Origin of the sequence: Bradyrhizobium sp. BR 1432 (assembly GCF_051547705.1) — a bacterium.
In the GTDB taxonomy this organism is placed as follows: Bacteria; Pseudomonadota; Alphaproteobacteria; order Rhizobiales; family Xanthobacteraceae; genus Bradyrhizobium; species Bradyrhizobium zhanjiangense.
Genome location: NZ_JBPUGF010000003.1, coordinates 3,353,408 through 3,373,730 on the forward strand (window position 1 = coordinate 3,353,408; position 20,323 = coordinate 3,373,730).

Sequence of the window (20,323 nt, forward strand, 5' to 3'; positions counted from 1 at the left end):
GGCTGCTATGGAGAGCCCATGTTTGCGCGGCGCATCATAGCGATTAGCGGCCCGGCTTCCGCCTGAGCCTTCGGCTCGGCGCAAGACCGGGATGTTGTCGTTTCACCCCCGCGATTCCTTATCGCCATCCGTTTTCCCGCGCCCCTTCCGAGCCAGTCAGCCTCATGTCCGAAAAGCCGCAGAAGTCCCAAAAGTCTGAAGTCAAAGACTATTCGAAAACCCTGTTCCTGCCGCAGACCGAATTTCCGATGCGCGCCGGCCTGCCGCAGCGCGAGCCGGAGATCCTCAAGCGCTGGTACGAGATCGGCCTCTACGAGAAGCTGCGCGAGAGCGCCAAGGGTCGCGCCAAATTCGTGCTGCATGACGGCCCGCCCTACGCCAACGGCAACATCCATATCGGCACGGCGCTGAACAAGATCCTGAAGGATCTCGTCACCAAGAGCCAGCAGATGCTCGGCTTCGATTCCAACTACGTGCCGGGCTGGGACTGTCACGGCCTGCCGATCGAGTGGAAGGTCGAGGAAGAGCACTATCGCAAGAAGGGCAAGCAGAAGCCCGACTTCCGCGACAGTGCCGCGATGATCGATTTCCGGAAGGAGTGCCGGGCCTATGCCACGCACTGGCTCGGCGTGCAGCGCGAGGAGTTCAAACGCTTGGGGGTGATCGGCGACTGGGATCATCCCTACGCCACCATGAGCTTTCCGGCCGAAGCCCAGATCGCGCGCGAGCTGATGAAGTTCGCCGCCAACGGCACGCTCTATCGCGGCTCCAAGCCGGTGATGTGGAGCGTGGTCGAGAAGACCGCGCTGGCCGAAGCCGAGGTCGAATACGAGGACTACACCTCCGATACGGTGTGGGTGAAATTCCCGGTCACCTCGCCCGCGCACGGCGCGCTTGCCTCCGCAAGCGTGGTGATCTGGACCACCACGCCCTGGACTCTGCCCGGCAACCGCGCCATCTCGTTCTCGCCGAAGATCGCCTACGGCCTGTACAAGGTGACGGACGCCCCCGCCGACAATTGGGCCAAGACCGGCGACCTCCTCATCCTTGCCGACGCGCTCGCTGAAGAAGTCTTCAAGCAGGCGCGCGTGACGGCCTATGAGAAGGTCCGCGAGGTCCCCGGCGACACCATGGACGCGATCGAATGCGCCCATCCGCTGAAGGGCCTCGCCGGCGGCTACGACTTCATCGTCCCGCTGCTGCCCGGTGATCACGTCACGGACGACACCGGCACCGGCTTCGTGCACACGGCGCCCGGCCACGGCCGCGAGGACTTTGACGCGTGGATGGCGCAGGCGCGCGATCTCGATGCGCGCGGCATCAACACGGCAATCCCCTATACCGTCGACGAGAACGGCGCCTACACCGATCATGCGCCGGGCTTTGCCGGCAAGCGCGTCATCAACGACAAGGGCGAGAAGGGCGACGCCAACGAGGCCGTGATCAAGGCGCTCGTCGAAAGAGGCATGCTGCTCGCGCGCGGTCGGCTGAAGCATCAATATCCGCACTCCTGGCGTTCCAAGAAGCCGGTGATCTTCCGCAACACGCCCCAATGGTTCATCGCGATGGACAAGGACGTTGCCGCTGACGGCAAGACCAAGTCCGGCGACACGCTCCGCGCGCGCGCGCTGCACGCGATCTCGGTGACGCAATGGGTGCCGCCGTCGGGCGAGAACCGCATCAATGGCATGATCGAGGCCCGCCCGGACTGGGTGATCTCGCGCCAGCGCGCCTGGGGCGTGCCGATCGCCGTGTTCGTACGGGAGAAGGGCGACGGATCGGCCGAGATCCTCCAGGACGAGGCCGTCAATACGCGCATTGGTGAAGCTTTCGAGAAGGAAGGCGCGGACGCCTGGTATGCGAAGGGAGCGCGCGAGCGCTTCCTCGGGTCCCGCGCGAATGAAGACTGGCAAAAGGTCGACGACATTCTCGACGTCTGGTTCGATTCCGGCTCGACGCACGCCTTCGTGCTCGAAGACCCCGTGCATTTCCCGGGCCTCGCCGGCATCAAGCGCAAGGTCGATGGCGGCACCGACACGGTGATGTATCTCGAAGGCTCGGACCAGCATCGTGGCTGGTTCCACTCCTCGCTGCTGGAGAGCTGCGGCACGCGCGGTCGCGCGCCCTACGACATCGTGCTGACCCACGGCTTCACCCAGGCCGAGGACGGCCGCAAGATGTCGAAGTCGCTCGGCAACACCATCGAGCCGCAGGCCGTCATCAAGGAATCCGGCGCCAACATCCTGAGACTTTGGGTTGCGTCCTGCGACTACACCGACGACCAGCGCATCGGCCCCGAGATCCTGAAGAATACCGTCGAGACCTATCGCAAACTGCGCAACACCGTGCGCTGGATGCTCGGCACGCTGCATCACTATAAGCCGGCCGACGCGGTCGCCCCTGCCGACATGCCCGAGCTCGAGCGGCTGATGCTGCACGAGCTCGCGATCCGCGCTGCCGCCATCGACAAGGCTTATCGGGAGTTCGACTTCAAGAGCGTGGTGGCTATTCTGTCCGCCTTCCTCAACAGCGAGCTGTCAGCCTTCTACTTCGACATCCGCAAGGACACGCTGTATTGCGATCCGCCCTCTTCGCTGACGCGCAAGGCGGCGCTGACAACCATCGACCTGTTGTGCGCCTCGATCCTGAAATGGCTGGCGCCGATCCTCAGCTTCACCGCGGAGGAAGGCTGGCGCATGTACCGGCCCGACGCCGAGCCGTCCGTGCATCTGACGCTGTTCCCGAACGATCTCGAAAGCTTGCGCGACGACAAGCTCGCGGCGAAGTGGGAGACGATCCGCAACGTGCGCCGCGTCGTCACCGGCGCGCTCGAGCTCGAACGCGCCGCCAAGAATATCGGCTCGTCGCTGGAGGCCTCGCCGGTGATCTATCTCGCCGACCGGGCCATGCTGGCGACGTTGTTCGACGTCGATCTCGCCGAAGTCTGCATCACCTCGAACTACGAGGTGCGTGAGGGCGAGGCGCCGGCTTCCGCGTTCCGTCTCGATGCCGTGCCCGGCGTCGCAGTCGTCGTCGAGAAGGCGGTCGGCACCAAATGCGCCCGCTCCTGGAAGATCTCACCGACGGTGGGCGAAGACCCCGAATACCCCGACGTCACCCCGCGCGACGCTCAGGCGCTGCGCGAATGGAAGGCGCTGGGGGTGCAGCTCTAACCAGGTGTCGTCCCGGCCTAGTGCGCAATTGCGCACGGGGGCCGGACCCATAACCACCGCAGCTGATCGTCGTGAACACTGATGACTCCGAGTCGATCCAACAACATCCGCCTCGGGGTATGGGTCCCGGCCTTCGCCGGGACGACACCGGTGCTAACGGCAGGCATCCCGGCATGACCCCGCTCCGCGCCGGCATCACCTCCGCCCTGGTCACACTCGTCCTCGACCAGGCCTCCAAACTTTGGTTGCTGAACGTGTTCGACCTCGCTCATCGCGACGTGGTGCGGGTGACACCGTTCTTCGATCTGGTGCTGGCGTGGAACATCGGCATCAGCTTCGGCTGGCTCCAGAACGACGGCCAGGCGGCGCAGCTCGCGCTGATGGCCGTCAAAGCTATCGCGGTGGTCGCACTGGCGATCTGGATGGCCCGCTCCCACACCCTTCTCGCGACCACCGCGCTAGGCTTGATCATCGGGGGCGCCATCGGCAATGGCATCGACCGCCTGGCCTATGGTGCGGTGGTGGATTTCGCCCTGTTTCACATCGAAATCGGCGGACATACCTATAATTGGTACGTGTTTAACCTCGCCGACGTGGCCATCGTTGCTGGGGTGGCGGCGCTATTGTATGATTCCTTCCTGGGGGTACCCGCCGCAAAAGCGCCCTGATCCCGGCCGATACGACCGGCAGGTGGAACCCGTTTTTGCAAGGGGTCAAGCCGCGTGCGAACGGCAATCTGCCACAATATGGAACAGGTATGGTGATGCGCAGCTCGAAGACCAGCGGTTCAATGGTTCGAGACCCCAAATGGGGGGTCTGGCGGGCATTGAAATTGTCCGCTGTCGCGCTCGGCATCGGTCTCGTCATGTCGACCGGCGCCGCCCGCGCCGGTGACGACGACGAGGAAGACGACATGACCTTCGAAGAGAAGCTCATCGACAATCTGATGTCCGGCCTCGGCGCCAAGAGCATGGAGAAGCCCGGCATCGAGTACCGTGAGCGTTCGCCGCTGGTCGTGCCGCCCAAGCTCGACCTGCCGCCGCCGGCCGCTACCCAGGCCACGAATGCGCCGAACTGGCCGAAGGACCCCGACGAGAAGCGCCGCAAGGAAGCGATTGCCGCGCGCAAGAAAGCCACCAAGGCGACGGAGAACTGGCAGGCCGCCCGGCCCCTGACCCCCGCTGAGATGAAAGCGGGTGAGGTCGCCGCGGCCCCCCGCACCAGCAATGATCCCATCCAGCCGGGTACCAACGGCAACCCGTCGCTCAGCCCCGCCGAACTCGGATACAGCGGTGGTCTGTGGAACATGATGAAGGGCGGCAACAGCTCCGAAGAGAAGAAATTCGTTAGCGAGCCGCCGCGCCAATCGCTGGTCGAGCCCCCGCCGGGCTATCAGACGCCGTCGCCGAACTACGCCTATGGCGCCGGGCCGGACAAGTCGCGACGGACCTATTTCGACATCATGTCCGGCAAGGAGAAGGAACAATAACGTTCCTGTCGCGCCGCGACATCCTGACAGAACCGCACCCTGCGCCGGCGGCTCGTGCACGCCGGACGCGGTTCCTAAATTGCTTATCAGTAACTTGCCTCCGCGTTGAGTTCTCTGCTTCGTGACGCGAAGCCTCAGCCGCACGGTGTAGCATGCCGTGCTTCCGAGCCGGACATCCGGACCTCGGCCTTTCACTAGGGATCATGATGTCCTCTTACCGATCGGCTGCCTGCCTCCTTGCCGCGCTGCTTTCGACGAGTGTCCTGACGGCCGGCGCGTCCCTCGCCCAGACCACGGTAACATCGGCCCCGCCCGCCAGCTTCACGCTCAGCAACGGCATGCAGGTCGTGGTGATCCCGGATCACCGCACGCCCGTGGTCACGGAGATGATCTGGTACAAGGTCGGCTCGGCCGACGAGACGCCGGGCAAATCCGGCCTCGCGCATTTCCTCGAGCACCTGATGTTCAAGGGCACCTCGAAGCATCCCGTCGGCGAATTCTCGCAGACCGTGCTCCGCGTCGGCGGCAACGAGAACGCCTCGACCTCGGTCGACTACACCAATTACTACCAGCGCGTTCCGCGCGAGCAGTTGCCGACCATGATGGAGTTCGAGGCCGATCGCATGACCGGCCTCATCCTCAAGGACGAGAACGTGCTGCCCGAGCGCGACGTCGTGCTCGAAGAGTACAACATGCGCGTCGCCAACAATCCGGATGCGCGGCTGAACGAGCAGATCATGGCCGCGCTCTATCTCAACCACCCTTACGGCCGGCCGGTGATCGGCTGGCACCAGGAGATCGAAAAGCTCGATCGCGAGGATGCGCTCGCCTTCTACCGCCGCTTCTACGCGCCGAACAATGCGATCCTGGTGATCGCCGGCGACGTCGACGCCGCTGAAATCCGCCCGCTGGTCGAGCGCAATTTCGCCGCCATCCCGGCGCAGCCCGCCATCCCGGCGCGGCGCATTCGTCCGCAGGAGCCGGAGCCGGCCGCACCGCGCACCGTCACGCTGGCCGATCCGCGGGTCGAGCAGCCGAACTTGCGGCGCTATTATCTCGTGCCCTCGGCGACCACGGCCGCAGCCGGCGAGAGCGCGGCCCTCGACGTGCTCGCGCAGCTGATGGGCAGCGGCAGCAATTCCTATCTCTACCGCGCCCTCGTCGTCGACAAGCCGCTCGCGGTCTCGGCCAACGCCAGCTATTCGAGCATCTCGCTCGACCCGACCCAGTTCGCGATCTCGGCCGCACCGAAACCCGGCGTCAGCTTCGCAGAGGTCGAGCAGGCGGTCGACGGCGTCATCGCCAATGTCGCGCAGAACCCGATCCGCGCCGAGGATCTGGAGCGGGTCAAGACTCAGCTCATTGCGGAAGCGATCTATGCCCAGGACAACCAGGCAGTGCTGGCGCGCTGGTATGGCGGCGCGCTGACCACAGGCCTGTCGATCGAGGACATCAGGAGCTGGCCCGACCGCATCCGCGCAGTCACTGCCGAGCAGGTTCGCGCCGTTGCGCAGAAATGGCTCGAGAAGAAGCGCTCGGTGACGGGCTATCTGATCAAGGACACCGCCACCGCCAAGCGCGAGGAGAAGCGTTCGTGACCTATCCCTTCCTCCGCGCGCGTCACTTCGCGCTGTCCTTCGTTACCGGCGCGGCCCTCGTACTGGCCGCGGTCTCGCCGTCGCATGCAGCCGCAAAGATCCAGCATCTGATCTCTCCGGGCGGCATCGAGGCTTGGTTCGTGCAGGACGCAACCGTGCCGCTGATCGCCATGGAATATTCCTTCGCCGGCGGCTCGGCGCAGGATCCCAAAGACAAATCGGGCGTCGCCAACCTCGTCGGCGACCTCCTCGACGAGGGCTCCGGCGATCTCGACTCCAAGACGTTCCATGAACGGCTCGACCGCCGCGCCATCGAACTCTCCTTCAACGCCACCCGCGACACCTTCCGCGGCAGCCTGCGCATGTTGCGCGACAACAAGGACGAGGCCTTCGATCTGCTCAGGATGGCGCTGACATCGCCGCATTTCGATACGGCCGACGTCGAGCGCATCCGCGCGCAGGTCATCTCGGGACTGCGCCGCGAGACCACCAATCCGACATCGCTGGCGAGCCGCAAGTTCCTCGAGGTCGCCTTCGGCGATCACCCGTACGGCCGGCAGACCAACGGCAACCTCGATAACGTGCCCACCATCACGGTCGCCGACTTGAAGGACTATGTCGGCCGCGTGCTCGCCAAGGATGGGCTGAAGATCGCGGTCGTCGGCGACGTCGATCCGGCCACACTCGGCAAGCTGCTCGACCACACCTTTGGTAGCCTGCCCGCCAAGGCCAACCTCACGCCGGTCCCCGACGTCGATGCCGCAAAGCCGCCGCAGCGCGCCTTCGTGACGCTCGACGTGCCGCAGACCGTGATCACCTTCGGTGGCCCCGGCGTGAAGCGCAGCGATCCCAACTTCATGGCTGCCTACGTTGTCAACCACATCCTCGGCGGCGGCGGATTGTCCTCCCGGCTCTATCGCGAGGTCCGCGAGAAGCGCGGGCTGGCCTATTCCGTCTACGAATCGCTGCTGTGGATGGAGCATTCCGCGCTGTTCATCGGCAATACCGGCACGCGCGCCGACCGCGCCGGCGACACCATCGACGCCATCGAGAAGGAGGTCCGCCGCATCGCCGAGGAGGGCCCGACACAGAAGGAGCTCGACGAGGCCAAGTCCTACCTCAAGGGCTCGCAGATGCTGGCGCTGGACACCTCCTCCAAGCTGGCGCAAGCGCTGTTGCAGTATCAGCAGGACAAGCTGCCGATCGACTATATCGAGAAGCGCAACGCCATCGTCGATGCGGTGACGCTGGACGACGCCAAGGCTGCCGCGAAGCGTCTGTGGGACCAAGGCCTCCTCACCGTCGTCGTCGGCCGCGCCCCGCAGGCCGCCGCGCAGCCGGTGGCGGTACCGGCGACGAAGTCGAACTGACGATCCGATAAAGCGTCTCCTGAAATGGCCGGGCTCGCTGTCTCCGCCTGCGGCTTCGCCGGCCCAGCACTCAAAGCCCGGCGAAGCCATGGCGGAGCCGGGTCCCCGCCATTTGCGTTTCCACGATGCACCATTGCCGAACGTAGACGTTCGCGATATGTCCGGACGTCACGAATGGTGCCATCATGCTGCGGATATCCCGCGATCTCGTCATCGACGAGGACGACATCGAGATCGGCTTTGTCCGCGCCTCCGGGCCCGGCGGACAGAACGTCAACAAAGTCGCGACTTCAGCGCAACTGCGCTTCGACACGCGCAAACTGACCCTTCCGGAGGATGCCGCCATCCGGCTTGCCCGCATCGCCGGACAGCGCATGACCAAGGATGGCGTGATCGTGATCCACGCCCAGCGCTTCCGCACCCAGGAGCGCAACCGGCAGGATGCCATCGACCGGCTGGTCGAGATGCTGCGCGAGGCGATGGTGCGCCCGATCCCGCGGCGCGCGACACGGCCGACCTTCGCGTCCAAGCAGCGCCGGCTCGAAGGCAAGAAGCGGCGTAGCGACATCAAGGCCGGACGCGGTGGCCGCTTCGACGATTGATCAAGCAAAAAACCTTCGGTCGCGGAGCGACCGAAGGTTTGCCGGTTCGTAAGCTGGCGTCAGTAGCGCTTGCCGGTCGCAGCACCGCCCGTAGCCGCATCGTCGGCCGTGCCCTTACGTGTCGCGCTGCCAGTGGTTCCGGCGGTACCTTTACCCTTGGTCGACTTCACGCCGACCTTCTCGCCGGCAGCCCCCTGCTGCGCGCCGACATCATCATCCTCGCTGCCCACCGTGCCGCCCTGCATGGGTTTGCTTTGCACGGTGCCTCCGGGCTTGACGCCAGATGACGTACCTTGCGCGAGAACAGGCGTCGCAATGAGGGCCGAGAGAGCGCATGCGATTGCAGAGGTCTTCACCAACTTCATCCATTTCTCCTGGATTTTTTCGCGATGAACGGCACGGCGGCATCCCTGCGCCGCTCGCCTGCACCGGACCAGTTCATCGCAAAGAGAGATTGAACGGCGCGGTTGTGATGCAACCTGCGTCGTGTGGTCATCGTTTAGGGATTTCTGGGCGGTTTCGCGGAATTGTGCTCCTCATATGCGGCAGCGCGGAACACACGCCACGCGCGAGCCCCCGCTTGCAGCGAAACAGCCCGCTACTACCACCGCATCTCGGACGCCGCCTAGAGTTTGCGCACGCTGACTTCGAGGTGGATGGGGCGAGCTCTTGGCGATGCGCGCAGTCGTGCTGGGATTGTGCACCGCGATGGTGCTGATGATGCGGGTTGCCGGCGCGCAGATGCCTTTGCCGGCGGCAAAACCGCCGGATGGCGCGACACTCTTCAAACAGCAATGCGCAGTGTGCCACACCACCAGCCTGACGGAGCCGATGCGGCAGGGTCCGCCTCTGGTCAAGATCGTGGGCCGGCCCGCCGGCAAGCTCGACGGCTTTCGCTACTCGGAGAATCTCGCGAAGGCCGACTTCGCCTGGGACGAGGCAAAGCTCGACGCCTGGCTGGCCAATCCTCAAGCGGTCGTCCCCGGCGTGGTCATGGCCTACCGGCAGGCGAAGCCGGAGACACGCGCTGCCATCATCACTTATCTCAAGGAGCAGAACTGAATGGCAAAGCCCGTCCATTCCATGATCCGCGTGCGCGACGAAGCGCGATCGCTCGACTTCTACAGGCGCGCCTTCGGCTTAGAGGTCGTCGACCATCTGAAATTCGCGGATTTCGCCCTGATCTATCTGCGTCACCCCTCCTCACCTTTCGAGCTCGAGCTGACGGTGAATTTCGATCGCAAGGAGCCGTACCAGCTCGGCGACGGCTACGGCCATCTCGCCGTCGTGGTCGAAGACCTCGACGCCGAACATGCCCGCTTCGAGCGCGAGCAGCTCGCGCCGGGCCCTTTACGCGACTTCAAGCACGACGGCAGGACGCTGGCGCGCTTCTTCTTCGTCAATGATCCCGATGGCTACAAGATCGAGGTGATCCAGCGGGGCGGCCGTTTCAATTGATCAAATCACGATAATCCAAATCACAAGAATTGAAGGAGGACATGCCATGAGAGAAGTCGACCGTCGAAGCAAGCACAGCCGCCGCGTCTTTCTCAAGGGCGCGGCAACCGCCGTACCGGTCGCGGCCGTCGCGACCAGCGTCGGTGTCAGCATCGACAATGCCTGGGCAGATGAAGCGAGCGCTCTGTCGCCCGCGACAATGAAGACACTGCTGAAGGTCGCGCGCGACATCTATCCGCACGATGTGCTCGGCGACAGCTACTATATCACCGCGATCAAGCCGTGGGATAGCAAGGCGGCCAAAGATCCCGCCGTCAAATCGCTGATCAGCGACGGCATCACGCGGCTCGACCAGAACGCGCGCGATCGCCACAAGGTGGCTTACGCCGAGGTGCCCTGGGAAGCCGACCGCGTGGTGTTGCTGAAGGAGATCGAGCAGAGCGACTTCTTCCAGAAGGTGCGCGGCGATCTCGTCGTCTCGCTCTACAACCAAAAAGAGGTCTGGCCGCGGTTCGGCTACGAGGGCTCCTCGGCCGAGCATGGCGGATACATCAACCGCGGCTTTGCCGACATCGACTGGCTGCCGAAGGCTTAACGTCACCCAACGGTTCAGGAGAACGCATATGGCAAAATTCGATCTGAACGACTCCAGCGTTGTGGTGATCGTCGGCTCCGGCGCCGGCGGCGGCACGCTGGGCAACGAGCTCGCGCAGAAAGGCGTCAAGGTCGTCATTCTCGAGGCAGGTCCCCGCATCGAGAACCACGACTTCATCAACGACGAATGGGAGAGCTTCTCGCAGCTCGCCTGGACCGATGCCCGCACCACCTCAGGCACGTGGCGCGTCGCCAAGGACTTCTCGGGTCTTCCCGCCTGGATCGTCAAGGCGGTCGGCGGCTCCACCGTGCATTGGGCCGGCGCCTCGCTGCGCTTTGACGAGCACGAGTTCAGGGTGAAGAGCACCTACGGCAACATTCCCGGCGCGAATCTGCTGGACTGGCCGGTCACGCTCGCGGAGATGGAGCCGTGGTACGCCAAGGCCGAGAACAAGATGGGCGTGACCCGCACCAACGGCATTCCCGGGCTTCCCGGCAACAATAACTTCAAGGTGCTGGAGGCCGGCGCGAAAAAGCTCGGCTACAAGACCGTGCACACCGGCAACATGGCGATCAACAGCCAGCCGCGCGACGGGCGCGGCTCCTGCCAGCAGATCGGCTTCTGCTTCCAGGGCTGCAAATCCGGCGCGAAATGGTCGACGCTCTACACTGAGATCCCGAAGGGCGAGGCGACCGGCAATCTCGAAGTCCGCCCCGGCAGCATGGTGGTCAAGATCGAGCACGATGCGAGCGGCAAGGTGACCGGCGTCGTGTACGCCGACGAAAATGGCGCAATGCAGCGCCAGAAGGCGCGCATCGTCGCGGTGGCCGGCAATTCGATCGAAAGCCCGCGGTTGCTGCTCAACAGCGCCTCGACCATGTTCCCCGACGGTCTCGCCAATTCGAGCGGCCAGGTCGGCCGCAACTACATGCGTCACATGACCGGCAGCGTCTACGCCGTGTTCGAAAAGTCGGTGCACATGTATCGCGGCACCACCATGGCCGGCATCATCCGCGATGAGGCCGCTAACAATCCGAAGCGCGGATTCGTCGGCGGCTACGAGATGGAGACGCTGTCGATCGGCCTGCCCTTCATGGCGGCGTTCCTCAATCCCGGCGCCTGGGGCCGCCCGTTCACCTCAGCACTCGACGGTTATCCCAGGATGGCCGGCATGTGGCTGGTCGGCGAGGACATGCCGCAGGAGACCAACCGCATCACGCTCGACCCTGTCGTGAAGGACAAGTTCGGACAGCCGGTCGCGAGCGTGCATTTCGACGATCATCCCAACGACGTCGCAATGCGGGCCCACGCCTACAAGCAAGGCGCTGCAGTCTACGACGCCGTCGGCGCCACCGTGACCTATCCGACGCCGCCCTATCCGAGCACGCACAATCTTGGCACCAACCGGATGAGCGAGAAACCGCGGGACGGGGTGGTCAACAAGTTTGGTCAGAGCCACGACATCAAGAACCTGTTCGTCTCCGACGGCAGCCAGTTCACCAGCGGCGCCGCCTGCAACCCGACGCTGACCATCGTCGCGCTGGCCATCCGGCAGGCCGACTACATCGCCGGCGCGATGCAGAAGAAGGAGATTTGAGGCCGGGCGCCCTCGCCGTCATTGCGAGCGCAGCGAAGCAATCCAGGATCTTTCCGCAGCGACAGTCTGGATTGCTTCGTCGCAAGAGCTCCTCGCAATGACGCCAGAGGGAGTATTGTAGTCCCGTAGCCCGGATGGAGCGCAGCGCAATCCGGGGCCGCTTTCACCTGTGGCTCGAATCCTGGATTGCGCTTCGCTCCATCCGGCCTACGCACTTTGCTGGAACGTCTATTCCGCCGCGTCGAGAATCGGCTCCACCGTGGCCTTGAACTCCGGCACCATGCTCCGGGAGCGGTAGATCAGACACGAGCAACGCAGCAGCGAGGCGAAATTGTTGACCTCGCCATGATGGTCGAGCACCTCGTTGTAGAGTGTCGTCAGGAACTTGCCGAGGCTCATGCTCTCCTTGGCCGCGATCTCCTCCAGCGTGTCCCAGAACGCCATTTCCAGCCGGATCGAGGTGCAGTGCCCGCCGATCCTTAGAGAACGGGTCTGTGATTCGTAGTCGCGTTGGGGCTGGTGCGCGAAGAGATGGCACATGGCGTCCTCCCGTCCTGTTGCCATTTTTTCACGATGCTACACCGCTCCCCGGCACCTCACAATCACGACGGTGGCCGGAGGTGCGTTCATCCCGGTTGCGGAATTTCCTCGAACGCCCAATGTCTTCAATGTGATAGAGAATGCTCTTCCCCAGCCCGCCACTCCGGTGTTGCCCAGCCCATGCTTTTGACGCAACACGGCCTAGAATAGCGTCGTCTGCGAATCCCCGTTCGAGCCTCAAGATCGAGTTCATGCCCGTCCGCCAGCTTCCAGAGCAAGTCGTCAACCGCATCGCCGCCGGCGAGGTGGTCGAACGTCCGGCGAGCGTGGTCAAGGAGCTCGTCGAGAACGCGATCGATGCCGGTGCGAGCCGCATCGACGTCTTCACCGACGGTGGCGGGCGCCGGCGGATCGGCATCACCGATGACGGCGGCGGCATGACTGCAAAGGATCTCGCGCTCGCAGTCGAGCGCCACGCCACCTCCAAGCTCGACGATGAGGACCTGCTCCAGATCCGCACCCTCGGATTCCGCGGCGAGGCGCTGCCGTCGATCGGCTCGGTCGCGCGCCTCTCCATCACGACGCGGCACGCCAGCGAGCCGCACGCCTGGGCGCTCGCCGTCGAGGGCGGCGAGAAGTCCGAGATCATGCCGGCGGCTCTGGCGCATGGCACGCGGGTCGAGGTCAACGATCTCTTCTATGCAACACCGGCGCGGCTGAAATTCCTGAAGACCGACCGCACCGAGGCCGAGGCCATTCGCGAAGTGGTCCGGCGCCTCGCGATGGCGCGGCCCGATATCGCCTTCACGCTCGCGGGCGAGGAGCGCGCGCCAGTGACCTGGGCCGCGGCGCTGCCCGGCGCGGCGGGACGCCTGACGCGGCTCGGCGATATCCTGGGCGCGGAGTTTCGCAGCCACGCCATCGAGGTCCATGCCGAGCGCGAGGGCATCGTCGTCGCCGGCTATGCCGCCGCGCCCGCGCTGACCAAAGCCAACGCGCTCGGGCAATATCTCTTCGTCAACGGCCGTCCGGTGCGTGACAAGCTGATCCTCGGCGCGGTGCGCGCGGCCTATTCCGACTATCTGCCGCGCGACCGCCATCCCGTGGTGGCGCTGTTCGTCATGCTCGATCCGCGAGAGGTCGACGCCAACGTGCATCCGGCCAAGACCGAGGTACGCTTCCGCAACGCGGGTCTCGTGCGCGCGCTGATCGTGCATGGATTGAAGGAAGGGCTCGCGCGGGAGGGACGGCGCACGGCGGCCAACAGCGGCGGCGCCGCCTTGTCCTCGTTCCGCCCTGCCTTCACGCCACAACGGCCTGCCAGTTGGGACTGGCGCCAATCGCCATCCGTCCCGGTTGGGACGCCGCCGTCGTTCGAAGGTTCAGCAGCACCCGCCTTCGCCGAGCGCGCCCAGGCCGCATTCGATGTCGGTGCGCCCAGTGCGGATGTGCGAATCGAGACGCAGCCCGCCGGCGATCTCGTCGACCGCCCGCTCGGCGCCGCGCGCACCCAGATCCACGAGACCTACATCGTCTCGCAAACCCGCGACGGCCTGATCATCGTCGACCAGCATGCCGCGCACGAGCGCATCGTCTATGAGCGGCTGAAGGCCTCGCTGGCGGCGAACGGCGTGCAGCGGCAGATCCTGTTGATCCCCGAGATCGTCGAGATGGACGAGGCGACAGTGGAGCGCCTGCTCGATCGCAGCGAGGAGCTGTTATCGTTCGGTCTCGCGATCGAGTCCTTCGGCCCCGGGGCGGTCGCGGTGCGCGAGACGCCGTCGCTGCTGGGCAAGACCATTGCAGGCGGGCTACTCCGCGATCTCGCCGAGCACATGGCCGAGTGGGACGAGGCCTTGCCGCTGGAGCGCCGCCTGATGCATGTCGCCGCCACCATGGCCTGCCATGGCTCGGTCCGCGCCGGCCGCCGGCTGCGGCCGGAGGAGATGAACGCCCTGCTCCGCGAGATGGAGGACACCCCGAACTCCGGCCAGTGCAATCACGGTCGCCCGACCTATGTCGAGCTGAAGCTGAGCGATGTGGAGAAGCTGTTCGGGCGGAGGTGACGGTGCCGTTGGGTGGGCAAAGGCGCAAAGCGCCGTGCCCACGATCTTTCCACGAGAGCAATAGAAGCGGTGGGCACGGCGCGCGAAGAGCGCGCCTTTGCCCACCCTACGGCAGCGAGACTACGGCTTCCTCAGAAACACGAACTCCGTGTCGTCATACGCCCGCCGCTCCAATTCCTCAAAACCCTCCGGCGTCACGAACTGCGCGGCCTTCGCCTCTTCCACCACCAGCAGTGCGCCCGGCGTGAGCCAACCGCCGTCACGCAAGCTCGCGAGCGCCTTCTCCGCAAAACCCTTGCCATAGGGCGGATCGAGGAACACCAGCGAGAACGGCTCGACGGGATGCGCGGGGCCGAGGTCGGTCGCATCGCGGCGATAGACCTTGGTCACACCGCCGAGGCCCAGCGACTCGACATTGTTGCGCAGCAATGCTCGCGCTTCGGCCCCATTGTCGACGAACAACGTGAACTTCGCCCCGCGTGACGACGCCTCGATGCCGAGCGCGCCGGTGCCGGCGAAGAGATCGAGTACACGCGCATCCTCGATCGGATCGCCATAGGCGTGCACGAGAATGTTGAACACGGATTCGCGCAGGCGGTCCGCCGTCGGGCGGATGTCGCGCGAAGACGGTGAGGCGAGATTGCGCCCCTTCAAACGACCGCCGACGACGCGCAAGTTAATCCTCCCGCGGCGTCAGGTCGCGTTTGCCGTGATAGCCGCGCTTGGGACGGCGCGGCGGGCCGTAGCCGTTCGCTTCCAACTCGTTGCGCTCACGCGCCTCCTCGCTGCCGGTACGCTGCACCAGCACACGGCGGCCCTTGCGGTCGTTGATCACGGCGCGCTTCATCGGCTTCTTCGGCGCATCGCCCTCGCGCGCGGCGGATTTCGCGGGCACGTCGAACTCGGCGCCCGACTTCTCGATCACCTTGTCGCCGAGCTGCTCGCGCAGCACGCGCGACTTGATCTCCTCGACCTGGCCTTCCGGAATCTCGCCGAGCTGGAACGGGCCATAGGAGACGCGGATCAGCCGGTTCACCTCGAGCCCGAGATGGGCGCAGACATTGCGCACCTCGCGGTTCTTGCCCTCGCGGATCGCGAACACCAGCCAGACATTGGCGCCCTGGTCGCGCTCCAGCGTCGCTTCGATTGGACCGTATTTGACGCCCTCAATCTCGATGCCACCCTTGAGCTCGTCGAGCTGCGCCTGGGAGACGTCGCCATGGGCGCGGACGCGGTAGCGGCGCAGCCAGCCGGTGTCGGGCAGCTCCAGCGTGCGGGCGAGGCCGCCGTCATTGGTGAGCAGCAACAAGCCCTCGGTGTTGAAGTCGAGCCGGCCGACGCTGATCAAACGCGGCAGACCTTCGGGCAGATTGTCGAACACGGTCGGACGCCCCTCGGGGTCGTCATGTGTCGTCATCAACCCGCGCGGCTTGTGATAGAGGAACAGCCGCGTGCGCTCGCGCGGCGGCAACGGCTTGCCGTCGACGGCGACGACGTCGCTTTGGGTGACGTCGAGCGCCGGCGAATTGATCACCCGGCCGTTGACGGTGACGCGGCCCTGCGTGACCAATTCCTCGGCATCGCGCCGCGAAGCGAGGCCCGCGCGGGCCAGCACCTTTGCGATGCGCTCGCCGGCCTTCTTCGGCTTCGGCGCGTCTTCACGGCGCGGACGACCCTCGAAATCGCGATCGCGCTCGCGATAGGCGCCGCGGCCGCCGAAGGCGGGGCGCTTCTCGAAAATCCTGCTGTCGTCCTCGTTGTCGCGGCGCGGCCGATCGCGGAAGCGCCCCTCGCTGCGGGGATGCTCCTGCCAGTCCATGCGGCCTTCCGGCCGCCTTTCGCGCGAGCGATTGAAGCGCGGACGATCGTCACCGGAACGCTCCTCGCGCGGGCGCGAGAAATGCGGGCGATCATCGCCCTCGTCGCGGCGCCGGGAGAAACGCGGACGGTCGTCGCCACGGCCACCTTCACGACGGTCGTCGCGCTGACGCCAGGGCTTTTCATCGCCACGATCACGGCCGCCGAAATCCTTGTCGAAGCTCTTGCGCGGCCGGTCGGCGCGCGGACGATCGTCGCGCTTCTGCCACGGCTTTGAATCGCCTCGCTCGCCACGATCTCTCGGACGGTCGCCAAAGCTGCGCTTGCTATCCCGGAAGTCGCGGTCGCGGCCAAAGTCCTTGCGCGGCCGATCGGAGTCGCCACGCGAAAACTTGCGGTCCTCGAACCGCCGCTCCGAACGCTCACCGCGCGGCGCGCGCTCATCACGATCGAACTTCGGACGGTCGCCGCGCGGCTTGAACGGCCGGTCACCCCGCGGCTTGAAGCTGCGCTCGCCGCGGCCCTCTCCGCCGCGGTCGTCGCGCTTGAAGCGCGGACGGTCGCTGAAATCGCGGCGCGGCGCATCGCCCTCCTCGCGGCGGCGGAACGGACGGCCCTCACGACCCTCGCGGGGCGGGCGGCTGTCGCGATCGCGCTTGCCCTCGAAGCCGCGCTTGGCAAATTTCTTGTCCGGCCCCCGGGGCTTGCCGGTGCGGCCCTTGGACGGGCCACGATCACGCCGGCCGCGGGAATCGTTGTCTTTGTCGCTGTCGCGGGGCATGAATAATCTCACTTAGGGGTGGCGCGATGAGCATTGTGCGCGCTCGTTCCGAGCCGCATGCTCAGGCAAAATCGGTATCCACTCTTGCTGAAGGCGGAGCTAGTAGCAGGTTTCTGGCGATGATACGAGGCATGAAAGCCCCTTCTTTCATGGATTTGGCGCTTAGGACGGCCGAAAATGCCGGAAAATCGGGCGAAGTTCCGATCGGGTGCGTCGTGGTCCGCAATTACGAGGTCATCGCCACCGCGGCGAACCGGACGCTGACCGACTACGACCCCACGGCCCATGCCGAGATCATCGCGCTGCGCGAGGCGGCGAAGAAGATCGGCAGCGAGCGCCTCGTCGACTGCGACCTCTACGTGACGCTCGAACCATGCACCATGTGTGCGGGCGCGATCTCCTTTGCAAGGGTGAGGCGGCTCTATTACGGCGCCGCCGACCCCAAGGGCGGCGCGGTCGAGTCCGGCGTGCGGTTCTTTGCTTCCCCAACCTGCCATCACGCGCCGGAGGTCTATTCCGGCGTCGGCGAGAGCGAGGCGGCGCGGCTGCTGCGGGAGTTCTTTCGCGAGCGGCGGTAGGTCTCTCCTCGTCATTGCGAGCGTAGCGAAGCAATCCAGAGTCTTTCCGCGGAGACAGACTGGATTGCTTCGTCGCAAGAGCTTCTCGCAATGACGATGAGGATCAAGCCGAGAAAAACTCGCGCAACGCGCTCGCGGTGACGTCCGGGTTCTCCTCGGTGAGGAAGTGGCCGGAATCCACCGGCATACCCACGACATTCGTGGCCCATTCCTTCCAGGTCTCGAGCGGGGTGGCGGCGGCCTGGGCGATGCCGGCATTGCCCCACAGCGCCAGCATCGGAACGGTGATCTTCTTGCCGGCCTCGAAATCGGCCTTGTCGAGGTCGTAGTCGAAATAAGCGCCGGCGCGATAGTCCTCGCACATCGCATGCACCCGGGCGGGATCGCGGAACGGGGCGAGATAGTGCTCGAGCGCGCGCTCGTCGATCGCGTCCAACGTCTTCGACTTGGTCTGGCTCGCCATCTTGAAGCGCAGGAAGAACTCGCCATTGCTGGCGATAAGGGTCTCGGGCAGCGGATAGGGCTGCGCCAGGAAGGTCCAGTGATAGATCTTCAGCGCGTAGGCGCGGTTCATCCGCTCCCAGTAATTGTAGGTCGGCAGGATATCGAGCACGGCGAGGCGCGACAGCCGGCCGGGATGATCGAGCGCGAGGCGGTAGGAGACGCGGCCGCCGCGGTCGTGGCCGGCGAGCGCGAAATGCACGTGGCCGAGGCGCTCCATCACCTCGACCATGGCCTTGGCCATGGCGCGCTTGCTGTAGGGGATATGCAGCGCATCGCTTGCGGGTATGTCGGACCAGCCATAGCCCGGCAGGTCGGCAATGATCAGCGTGAACCTATCGGCCAGCTGCGGCGCCACCTGGTGCCACATCACATGGGTCTCGGAGAAGCCGTGGAGCAGGAGCAGCGGCGGCCCGCTGCCGCCGACGCGGGCGAAGATGCGGCCAAAGGAGGTGTCGATCCATTCGGCGGCAAAGCCCGGATAGAGGTCGGCGAGATCGGACATCTTTCTGCATCCTTGTCTGGTCAGTCCCGGAGCCGGCCCCGACAAACAAAAATGTCGAAAAACAACCCCATGCACAGTAGCGGTATTATCGGCGGGGCTGCTAACCCCAACAGCCGATTGCACATTCTGGAATATCGATGTGGCGGCGCGGTGACACCAAGCCTCGAGATTTTCGGACTGGTGCGCTTTGCGCATCGCCCGGGGTCGCGAGCCAGTCGCGTTAATTCCTGGCCTTCTCCGCTTCCACCGCCTGCCAGCCGATGTCGCGGCGGCAGAAGCCTTCCGGCCAGTCGATGCGGTCGACGGCCTGATAGGCACGGCTTTGCGCCTCGGTCACGGTCTTGCCGAGCGCGCAGACATTGAGCACGCGGCCGCCATTGGCGAGAATGGCGCCATCCTTCGCCACGGTGCCGGCGTGGAAGATCTCGACGGTGTCGACCTTGGCGGCGTCATCGAGCCCGCCGATGCGCGTGCCCTTCTGGTAGTCGCCGGGATAGCCCTTCGCCGCCATCACCACGGTGAGCGCGGATTCCGGATGCCAGCGCAGATCGAAATGCTTCAACTCGCCGTCACAGGCTGCAAGGAAAGCCGGCACGATGTCCGACATCATGCGCAGCATCAGGACCTGGCACTCGGGATCGCCGAAGCGCACGTTGAACTCGAACAGTTTCGGGCCCTGCGTCGTCAGCATGATGCCGGCATAGAGCACGCCGCGGAACGGCGTGCCGCGCTGTTTCATGCCGGCCACCGTCGGCAGGATGATCTTCGCCATGATCGCGTCGTGGATCGCAGGCGTGACCAGCGGCGTCGGCGAATAGGCGCCCATGCCGCCGGTGTTCGGGCCGACGTCGTGGTCGAACACGCGCTTGTGGTCCTGCGCCGAGGCCAGCGGGATCGCCGTCTCGCCGTCGCACAGCGCGAAGAAGCTGATCTCGCGGCCGGGTAGAAACTCCTCGATCACGACTTCAGCACCGGCCTCGCCGAAGGCGCCCTCGAACATCATGGCGATGGCGTCCTCCGCCTCGCGCACGGTCTTGGCGACCACGACGCCCTTGCCGGCGGCTAAGCCGTCGGCCTTGACCACGATCGGCGCGCCCTGGCTCTGGATATAGGCGCGCGCCTCATTGGCATCGGTGAAGCGCTTGTAGGCGCCGGTCGGAATGCCGAATTCGGTGCAGAGCGCCTTGGTGAAACCCTTGGAGCTTTCGAGCTGGGCCGCCACCTTGCTCGGCCCGAACGCCTTGATGCCGGCGGCGGTGAGGTCATCGACGATGCCGGCCGCCAGCGGCGTTTCCGGCCCGACCACCACGAGCTCAACCGCGTTTGTCTTGCAGAAGTCGATCACGGCCGCATGATCGGCGATATCGAGCGCCACGCACTCGGCCTCCCGCGCGATGCCGGCATTGCCGGGCGCGCACCAGAATTTGGTCACCAGAGGGGAGGCCGCGATCTTCCATGCCAGAGCATGTTCGCGGCCGCCGGAACCGAGCAGGAGAATGTGCATCGAAGGCTCAGAAAATGAAGGGTTTTGCTGGGGGCGGAGGTCGCACGAATCGGGGTGGGGCTCAAGGGGGGCTGGCTCTTGCTCCCCATTCCCCGTCATTCCGGACGCGGCGTGGCCTTACCCTCCCCTGGAGGGGGAGGGTCGCCTC

18 protein-coding genes are annotated in these 20,323 nt (G+C 65.3%); 12 read left to right on the top strand and 6 right to left on the bottom strand.

The window, feature by feature from the left end; genetic code table 11:
* The first annotated feature begins 164 nt into the window (after positions 1 to 164).
* The 6 genes from ileS (at position 165) to arfB (ending at position 8,232) form a co-directional block, all read left to right on the top strand.
* Positions 165 to 3,173: an isoleucine--tRNA ligase gene (gene ileS / locus ACSKB8_RS16040; protein ID WP_438105153.1), complete on the top strand. Its 3,009-nt coding sequence runs from the start codon at positions 165 to 167 to the stop codon at positions 3,171 to 3,173.
* A 173-nt stretch (positions 3,174 to 3,346) separates the two neighbouring features.
* Complete coding sequence (lspA, locus tag ACSKB8_RS16045; protein WP_438105155.1) at positions 3,347 to 3,841, top strand: signal peptidase II; 495 nt, start codon at positions 3,347 to 3,349, stop codon at positions 3,839 to 3,841.
* A 95-nt stretch (positions 3,842 to 3,936) separates the two neighbouring features.
* Positions 3,937 to 4,662 carry a hypothetical protein gene (locus ACSKB8_RS16050; RefSeq protein WP_438105157.1) on the top strand — a complete coding sequence of 242 codons (726 nt, stop codon included), beginning with the start codon at positions 3,937 to 3,939 and terminating at the stop codon, positions 4,660 to 4,662.
* Positions 4,663 to 4,865: 203 nt separating this feature from the next.
* Positions 4,866 to 6,260 carry a M16 family metallopeptidase gene (locus ACSKB8_RS16055; RefSeq protein ID WP_438105158.1) on the top strand — a complete coding sequence of 465 codons (1,395 nt, stop codon included), beginning with the start codon at positions 4,866 to 4,868 and terminating at the stop codon, positions 6,258 to 6,260.
* Entirely contained in the window at positions 6,257 to 7,630 is a 1,374-nt protein-coding gene (locus tag ACSKB8_RS16060; protein ID WP_438105160.1) for a M16 family metallopeptidase, read from the top strand. The genes ACSKB8_RS16055 and ACSKB8_RS16060 overlap by 4 nt, the downstream gene beginning before the upstream one ends.
* A gap of 185 nt (positions 7,631 to 7,815) precedes the next feature.
* Positions 7,816 to 8,232, top strand: a complete 417-nt coding sequence (gene arfB, locus ACSKB8_RS16065) for an alternative ribosome rescue aminoacyl-tRNA hydrolase ArfB (RefSeq protein ID WP_128931409.1) — start codon at positions 7,816 to 7,818, stop codon at positions 8,230 to 8,232.
* 59 nt (positions 8,233 to 8,291) lie between these two features.
* On the opposite strand, the gene ACSKB8_RS16070 is transcribed toward arfB, so the two are convergent.
* Positions 8,292 to 8,597 (bottom strand): hypothetical protein, encoded by a 306-nt coding sequence (locus ACSKB8_RS16070; RefSeq protein WP_128931408.1) that lies wholly within the window; start codon positions 8,595 to 8,597, stop codon positions 8,292 to 8,294.
* A gap of 310 nt (positions 8,598 to 8,907) precedes the next feature.
* Between ACSKB8_RS16070 and ACSKB8_RS16075 the strand changes: the two genes are divergently transcribed.
* The 4 genes from ACSKB8_RS16075 to ACSKB8_RS16090 are packed head-to-tail and all read left to right on the top strand — an operon-like array spanning position 8,908 to position 11,882.
* The gene (locus ACSKB8_RS16075) at positions 8,908 to 9,294 is read left to right on the top strand and encodes a c-type cytochrome (protein ID WP_438105162.1); all 387 of its coding nucleotides are present in this window, start codon (positions 8,908 to 8,910) and stop codon (positions 9,292 to 9,294) included.
* Positions 9,295 to 9,690, top strand: coding sequence for a VOC family protein (locus tag ACSKB8_RS16080; RefSeq protein ID WP_438105164.1), 396 nt, complete (start codon positions 9,295 to 9,297; stop codon positions 9,688 to 9,690).
* A 46-nt stretch (positions 9,691 to 9,736) separates the two neighbouring features.
* Positions 9,737 to 10,285, top strand: a complete 549-nt coding sequence (locus tag ACSKB8_RS16085; protein ID WP_438105166.1) for a gluconate 2-dehydrogenase subunit 3 family protein — start codon at positions 9,737 to 9,739, stop codon at positions 10,283 to 10,285.
* A gap of 28 nt (positions 10,286 to 10,313) precedes the next feature.
* Entirely contained in the window at positions 10,314 to 11,882 is a 1,569-nt protein-coding gene (locus ACSKB8_RS16090; protein WP_091886843.1) for a GMC family oxidoreductase, read from the top strand.
* A 228-nt stretch (positions 11,883 to 12,110) separates the two neighbouring features.
* Here ACSKB8_RS16090 and ACSKB8_RS16095 read toward each other — a convergent pair whose 3' ends face one another.
* Complete coding sequence (locus tag ACSKB8_RS16095) at positions 12,111 to 12,422, bottom strand: ribbon-helix-helix domain-containing protein (protein WP_370986325.1); 312 nt, start codon at positions 12,420 to 12,422, stop codon at positions 12,111 to 12,113.
* Positions 12,423 to 12,673: 251 nt separating this feature from the next.
* Between ACSKB8_RS16095 and mutL the strand changes: the two genes are divergently transcribed.
* Positions 12,674 to 14,488, top strand: a complete 1,815-nt coding sequence (gene mutL / locus ACSKB8_RS16100) for a DNA mismatch repair endonuclease MutL (protein WP_438105168.1) — start codon at positions 12,674 to 12,676, stop codon at positions 14,486 to 14,488.
* Positions 14,489 to 14,608: 120 nt separating this feature from the next.
* Here mutL and rsmD read toward each other — a convergent pair whose 3' ends face one another.
* Together rsmD and ACSKB8_RS16110 are read right to left on the bottom strand one after the other, a co-directional pair.
* Positions 14,609 to 15,163, bottom strand: coding sequence for a 16S rRNA (guanine(966)-N(2))-methyltransferase RsmD (gene rsmD, locus ACSKB8_RS16105; RefSeq protein ID WP_091886852.1), 555 nt, complete (start codon positions 15,161 to 15,163; stop codon positions 14,609 to 14,611).
* 1 nt (position 15,164) lies between these two features.
* The gene (locus ACSKB8_RS16110; protein WP_438105170.1) at positions 15,165 to 17,087 is read right to left on the bottom strand and encodes a pseudouridine synthase; all 1,923 of its coding nucleotides are present in this window, start codon (positions 17,085 to 17,087) and stop codon (positions 15,165 to 15,167) included.
* A gap of 119 nt (positions 17,088 to 17,206) precedes the next feature.
* Here ACSKB8_RS16110 and ACSKB8_RS16115 point away from each other — a divergent pair, with 119 nt between their 5' ends.
* Positions 17,207 to 17,665: a nucleoside deaminase gene (locus ACSKB8_RS16115; RefSeq protein WP_130221193.1), complete on the top strand. Its 459-nt coding sequence runs from the start codon at positions 17,207 to 17,209 to the stop codon at positions 17,663 to 17,665.
* Between the two features lie 103 nt (positions 17,666 to 17,768).
* On the opposite strand, the gene ACSKB8_RS16120 is transcribed toward ACSKB8_RS16115, so the two are convergent.
* Both ACSKB8_RS16120 and purD read right to left on the bottom strand, forming a co-directional pair.
* A complete protein-coding gene (locus ACSKB8_RS16120) occupies positions 17,769 to 18,671 on the bottom strand; it encodes an alpha/beta fold hydrolase (protein WP_438105172.1) in 903 nt (300 codons plus the stop codon).
* Between the two features lie 220 nt (positions 18,672 to 18,891).
* A complete protein-coding gene (gene purD / locus ACSKB8_RS16125; protein WP_438105174.1) occupies positions 18,892 to 20,175 on the bottom strand; it encodes a phosphoribosylamine--glycine ligase in 1,284 nt (427 codons plus the stop codon).
* Between the last annotated feature and the right edge of the window lie 148 nt (positions 20,176 to 20,323).